The following is a 5,420-nucleotide window of genomic DNA, read 5'->3' as shown; positions in this document are numbered from 1 at the left end:
CAGGCGGCCGCCAATCCGACATTGCGCGAGCAGTTCTTTGCGCAGGCGTCCGAGGCCAACGCGAGCTGCGAGGATCGTGTCACCTTGCACTGGAATGGTATGCAGACCGCGCGCCTCAACGCTGACGTCGAGGACGGGGTATATGACGATCGGCTTGGCGATCTGATCCAGCGCGGCCGTGTCGCCTTCCGCTTGGAGGCGTTGGACGAGATCGCGCGCGACAGGATCAACTCGCTCGCCAGCGGCAACCCGAACGTAGACGACATCGAAGTCTACCTGGCCTATCAACATCGGCTGCGCGAGCCGCTGGAGCTCAGTCACGTCGCCCCTGACATGCGCTTCCTGGCGGTCTCTCACGTAAGCGAGGATGATGCGACGGAGGCGCTCGACCTGGTCCGGGAGCGGGAAGCAAGCCAGTTCACCGACTTCATGGCAAGCCGCTGGCAACCCTGGGAGACGGTGCTGAGGCGCATCGCTCCAGACGAACATGCAGCGATGCAAGACCGGCTCGTCGAAGCCATGGGCGAAGAGTTCCAAAGCCGTCTGGATCAGCGACTGGCCGAACATGGTCTGGTGGGCGACGTCGATGCCGAGCGGGTGCTCGGAGCCCAAGTCCGAAACCAAATCGCAGGCGAGATCAAAGGCGAGGTCATGCACCGGCTGCTCGCAGAGCGCGGCCTAGAACAATAAGACTTCCCAACAGTCCCGCGGGGATATTCTTCGTTGCTCTGTGGCGCTGCCTCAAGATGGATCCTGCAATCGACATCATCTTTGAGCTGACGATTGCCGATTGGCGCTCGAGCGAGGAGGCTGAGGCGCGGCCCGTTGAGGCAGCACGCATCTACCGCCGTGAAGATCGCACGGTGTGCGGCAGCATGAAATGGTCGGCGCGCAGCCTCATTGCCGATTCCTTGTAAGACGGGATGCCCGGGCCTTCTACCGGGCTGCGGAATGCTCCGCCGGAATTCTGTCGTGACCGCGCGCCGCCTTTGCTTCGTACTCGTCCTCGGGCGAGCGAAATCGACGCGTCAACAACCGGCTTTGATCATCGCGATTGTCGCGGTCGGTCAAGTGCATGCTCTCAGTCGTTTGAACGAGCGGGAGCGCGCGAGCGGATCCATCGGAGAACGCATTGCCGAAGTTTTCGTCTTACTGGCGCACGATTTCATAGGTCACGCCAATGCCACGCGCCGCCAGCACTTCAGCACGTCCTCGACCATGCGCAAGCTTGAGAGGAAGCCGGAAATACAACCAAGCGGCATAGCTGATTACTTCCGGTGGGAAGCGATGGCGGCGATAAAGAGGGGTCCGGGCGGTCGGCGTGCTGGTCGTCACCACCCCCTCGGCGGCTCCAATTCGTTAACTTAACGCCATCCAGAGTCTTCCGAAGCCGTCGACCAGATGTGTCTCGATCAGTCTGCTGTCTTCCTCATTTAGACGGCCCGGCTTGTCGAACAGCGTCAGCGGAATGGTAGCTTCCCGACATCATGGAGCATCGCCGCGAGCCCGAGTCGCCCCAATACTTGCTGGCGAAATAATCAGCGCCGCCGCAGACAATACGTAAGCAGTGCTGAAAGGTGGCCCTCGTGAGCCAATGCGAACACAGGCTTTGAATTTCGCTTTATTTGGCTGCTCGCAACATTGGCGTGAGCGGCGGCGAAGAACCATGTTGTATTTTGCCAATGACCTCGAAGCCGTGGCTTTGATAAAAGGGGATGTGATCGGGATTCGAGCTTTCCAGATAGGCGGTAATGCCCTGCTCATCGCATCGTTGAAGAGCGTATTTCATCAACAATGTGCCAAGTCCTTGTCCGACCCAGTTCGGATCGGCCGCGATGAGAGGCAGGTACCAATGCGGCTCGGACGGATGATGTTCGGCCATTTCCTGCCGCAGGAGCGCCATATCTTCGGTGATCGCCGGGTTCAGGGACAGCGCCATTATTTCGTCTAACGCGGACTCGTCTTGCTGCACGCCAGGCGGCAGCCACAGGGCTGCGGCGCGGATCCCTTCCGTGACGTATGCTGTGCCGTGCTCGAATGCTGGTCCACCAGAGGCGTTAACGAACCGAGGCATGCTCCGAAGATATTGGCTTGCGTCAGGCCAACTCCACCGCATCAATGGATCGGCGGCAAAGCCGAGCACAATTGTCCAGACGGTGCTTGTTCGAATGTTTGCATTCGCACATTTGATATCCGACTCCGCCGGCATAATGTGGGTTCCAAATTTTCTGTCTACCTGTCAGAGTTACGTGGCACGACATAAAGAAGACGTGGCCGATCACCAGATTCCTGATATCGACCGGCTGCACCTGGGTTCTGCCCGCTGATGGTCATGTTCCGTAACGACTCAGAATAGATCCATCGCCCGGCACCGGCTCGCCGTGCTCAGCTTCCGGAGCGCTTTTTCATCACTGCAATCCCTGTGCCATACTGAATGTCGAGCGACGGCATCGTCAACTTAACCGACCGCTGAGCTGAAGGAGGCGCTTCTCAAAGGTTCGAGATTCGGCGATAGCGCTTGTCATGGAGATCTCGCGCCAAGTCGCAAAGGCTCGCTCGTGCCAAGCACGACGGAAGTCGGCAGTCAGGGCTCCGGGATAGGGGATGTGGAAAAGGTTCGAGACCTGATCGTGAACTGACAGAAATCGGTGGGCCTGGAGGAGTTGAAACGCATCATGATCCGCTCGCGTCGTCGCGTCGGCTGATGAGAATTCTCGGCCCGATTGTTGAGAACTTTGTGCTGGCGATGTTCGACCCAAAGGCCCGTCTTTGCCCTCGCAGCGCCGTACGAACGAAGCTTGTCCGTGATCATCACGCGCGGCGGCGTGCCGGCGGATTTCAAGAGCTTCTTCCTGAGCCGCTGCGCAGCGCGCGAGTCTCTTCCGCGCTGGATCAAGACGTCGAGAACGAAGCCATTCTGGTCGACAGCGCGCCGGAGCTAATGTTGTTCGCCCGCGATCGAGATAACGATCTCGTCCAGATGCCATTTGTCACCGCGAGCGGGAGCGCGCTCGCGGACCGATCGGAGAACGCCTTGCCGAATTTCGGTCCCCACTGGCGCACGGCTTCATAGGTCAACAGTGCCACGCGCCTCCAGCATTTCCTCGACTATGCGCAAGCTTAAGGGAAACGGGAACTACAACCAAACGGCATATTGACGCCGCCCCGGTGGGCTGCGCCGACAGACTTTCAGCGGTTGCGCAAAAGTACGGTGCACTGCGTGAGCGGGCTGGTGAGCTCGAAATGACGCTGCAACGGAGCCGGACGGCGCGGTCGCGGCCATCTCGTTTGAGCATTCACGGTCGCAAATCGACGCAGAGCGCGGCCCAACCCAAACAACGTCGACTGGTAGAGAAGCGTTCGCCTGAGCTGAACTTCTTGACGGTGGGGCGACCGCGAGTCACCGGACCCGGATTAACGAAGGTCGTCGAACGGCCCACGAAACCCTCGCCAAGGCGTGGGAGGCGAAATCCGCTGCTGCTGGCGCGTTCCAGTCGGCGAGCGCTCGCTGCGAGGAAGCTGCCGCGGGAATGGAGGCCGCGAAGAATCGCCGCGCTTCAGCCGAAGGGGCCTTCAATATGGCCTGTCAGGATATCGCCCGGTCGCAGGGTCAGGTGTTCCCGCTGATTGCCACCGACCCGGCTGTGTCCAGAGCGCTACGAACACGAACTCAAGAGCTCGACCGAACCGTAAATGATACGGACGCCGCCGTCCTGATGCGTCGGGACGACCTGGAGAGATCGCTGGAAGGGCTGACGCGGAGGCATCGACTGACGCCGTTGCAACCCTGACAACGGAAATCGATGCTCAACGAGCTGCCGATTGGCGTGATGCATGTCCCGGGCGCGGGAATTCAGGACAATCTGGGCGACAAGGCGAAGAAGCTCGGCATCCCGGTCTGAAAATTCGGCGGCGCGTGAGCGCCGCAAATTTCTACTACCCGACTTGAGCGACGAAATCGCGCAACTTTCGCTCCGCTTCCTCCGCCGCCTTCTCTACGGCAGGAAAGATCGTGGCCCACACCTCAGCCAACTCCGGAAACTCCATTCGCGCCTCGGCCGGGTTTCAGCGGTAGGGAAATTTGTCGTACCACGTCACTCTTTCGACGCTTGAGGGTCAGAAGCGCTACGCTTCCGCTTTTCAGTTCAACAGCAGCAGCTGTGAGCGCCAGAACCTCTGAGACACGGCCGCCACTTTGCAATAGCACCGTATAGGAAAGTCGGCGTGCAGGATCGAGCCCTTGTGCCGCGCGACGGAAGCGACGGCGCTCCGGTAGTGTCAGGTATTGTCGAATACCCGATGTCGAAAAATAGAGCGAGCTCTCCGCACAAGGGAGCCGGGGGGCTCGCGGTCGAGCGGACGATTGATTTCACAGATGGTAGATGGACTGCCGCTGTCCTTAAATGAGGAGGGGAAATGTCGCGTCCCGTATTCGTCGTAGGATTGATTGCAGTCTGCTCCTTCTTTCTTTGCCACCATAGACCGCAGCACAGGGACAGCTGTGCGATCCGTGCCTACGCTCAGGTGAGAAATGCTGCGGTCTGCAGCCGTCTGGTTCGGCGCGCGTTCAATGTAGCGTCGGTTATGGATACGAGCGCACCGGCGCCGAACGTCGCTGTCGCCAGAACCAGCGGAAGTGTTCTCGCCACTGACAGAGCGACAATACACTCCTGACGTGGTGCCTTGGAAAAAGATGCCCCATGAAAATGGGAGCGCAGTCCCCTGCGCTCCGGTCGTTCTTACCATATACGGAAACGGTCACGCTGCCCGTTGCATCACAGCTGTAGCTCTGATCATCGCTAAAGTTCTGATGACAATATTTGGACTATGGACCGGGATGCCACCCCTTCTTGCGCAGCGTGTTGTCAGAACTTTAACAGAGTCGATTGTCAGCTCCGAAACAATGTCTGACTTCCGACGCTACAAACATTCGTAGAAGACGCAGAGCAGCTGCGATTTTCATCGACACGTCCCTTGCTTGGTTCGCGGACGAACATCTCGGATCGCTTTTCCAGGGGGGGGTGCTGAAGGTTGCCTTCTCGCGTGTCGCCACGAGCGCCGTGGTCGTCAGCTTACTCTGAGGCAACATGAAACTAGGCTTCAAGCAATAAGGTCGCGTTGGCTTGGCGTCTCCGCCCTCAGCGGTCGGACTTATCAGACGTGATGCCGACGGCCATTTGTTCTTAGGACATCGAGATTGTCGATCTGCTCAGCAAGGGGTTTATACCCGGACGTCGTTTGGCGAACGCAAGTGACAAGCGTCCGCAAACAAAAGGGGCCTTTGGCATGAATGTGGCATCAGGGCTCAGTGCAGGGCGGACATCGGTTAGCACGTGATGCCCCATAACATCGGGGTGAAGGAACTTCTGATGAGGGCCGTATCGATTGAGTTCACTAGTACCCACTTTTCTTGGAACGTG

General features: G+C 58.9%; 3 protein-coding genes and 2 pseudogenes. 2 read left to right on the top strand and 3 right to left on the bottom strand.

Going from position 1 to position 5,420, the window contains the following annotated elements:
- Together IC50_RS36910 and IC50_RS42700 are read left to right on the top strand one after the other, a co-directional pair.
- Nucleotides 1-690 (top strand): NEL-type E3 ubiquitin ligase domain-containing protein (locus IC50_RS36910; protein ID WP_035716565.1); only part of this gene is annotated, 690 nt, incomplete at its 5' end.
- A gap of 56 nt (nucleotides 691-746) precedes the next feature.
- Nucleotides 747-917 carry a hypothetical protein gene (locus IC50_RS42700; RefSeq protein WP_018648285.1) on the top strand — a complete coding sequence of 57 codons (171 nt, stop codon included), beginning with the start codon at nucleotides 747-749 and terminating at the stop codon, nucleotides 915-917.
- A 170-nt stretch (nucleotides 918-1,087) separates the two neighbouring features.
- Here the strand turns inward: IC50_RS42700 and IC50_RS41830 are convergent.
- The 3 genes and pseudogenes from IC50_RS41830 to IC50_RS39845 form a co-directional block, all read right to left on the bottom strand.
- Nucleotides 1,088-1,335 (bottom strand): annotated as a pseudogene (locus tag IC50_RS41830) (IS6 family transposase); the annotation flags it as partial.
- A 286-nt stretch (nucleotides 1,336-1,621) separates the two neighbouring features.
- Nucleotides 1,622-2,209 (bottom strand): GNAT family N-acetyltransferase, encoded by a 588-nt coding sequence (locus tag IC50_RS36900; RefSeq protein WP_063629895.1) that lies wholly within the window; start codon nucleotides 2,207-2,209, stop codon nucleotides 1,622-1,624.
- A gap of 249 nt (nucleotides 2,210-2,458) precedes the next feature.
- Nucleotides 2,459-3,283: pseudogene (locus tag IC50_RS39845) on the bottom strand (IS6 family transposase).
- Between the last annotated feature and the right edge of the window lie 2,137 nt (nucleotides 3,284-5,420).

The sequence above is a fragment of the Bradyrhizobium genomosp. I (2014) genome, from assembly GCF_000261685.1.
GTDB lineage: Bacteria > Pseudomonadota > Alphaproteobacteria > Rhizobiales > Xanthobacteraceae > Bradyrhizobium.
Note: the sequence above shows the minus strand (reverse complement) of the source record. Positions and strands in the feature narration are given on the sequence as shown.